A 731-nucleotide genomic window follows, 5' to 3' on the forward strand; every position below is an offset into this window, starting at 1 on the left:
CCGGCGGGCCGCCGCGGGCTGGGTCGCGACGCGTGATGCGGTGCCGGGCGGCGATGCGCCGGGCTCGGACGCGGCGCGCTCGGGGGTGCCGGGGGTCGGGCACCCGAACGGCGTGGCGGGTCGGGGCCGCCGGGTGCGGGTCTTCGGCACGTCCGGCAGCGGCAAGACGACGTTCGCCCGGGCGCTCGCCGAGCGGCGCGGGGTGCCCCACCTCGAGCTCGACGCGATCTTCCACCAGCCCGGGTGGCGGCCCGCGTCCGAGGAGGAGTTCCACGCCGCGATCCGGGCGTTCCTCGCCGCCGCGCCCGCAGGCTGGGTCGTCGACGGCAACTACACGGCGCGGGTCGGTCCCCTGCTCGACGACGCGGACACCGTCGTCTGGCTCGACTTCCCGCGCCACGTCGTCATGGCCCGCGTGATCCGCCGGACCCTGGGCCGCCTGCTGAGCCGCCGCGAGCTGTGGAACGGCAACCGCGAGAGCTGGCGCGGGCTGGTCGCGCGCGAGCCCGAGGAGAACATCGTGCTCTGGGCCTGGCGCTCGCACGCCGACAACGCCGTCCGGTTCCAGCAGATGCAGGCACCGCACTGGGTCCGGCTGCGCTCCCCGCGCGCCGCCCGCCGCTGGCTGGCGACCACCCACCCCTGACGGTCCCTGTCACCCGACCCCGACCCCGCCCCGACCGTCCCGACCGGGAAGCCCGACCCGACCTCACGCCTCCGAGCGCGGAGCG

Annotated in this window: 1 protein-coding gene; it reads left to right on the plus strand. The window is 77.6% G+C overall.

Features of this window, described 5'->3' with window-relative positions:
• The coding region (locus tag IDM29_RS16880) for a hypothetical protein (RefSeq protein ID WP_223148453.1) at nucleotides 1-646 on the plus strand (646 nt) is incomplete at its 5' end.
• Nucleotides 647-731 lie beyond the last annotated feature (85 nt).

Origin of the sequence: Actinotalea sp. JY-7885 (assembly GCF_014525465.1) — a bacterium.
In the GTDB taxonomy this organism is placed as follows: Bacteria; Actinomycetota; Actinomycetes; order Actinomycetales; family Cellulomonadaceae; genus Actinotalea.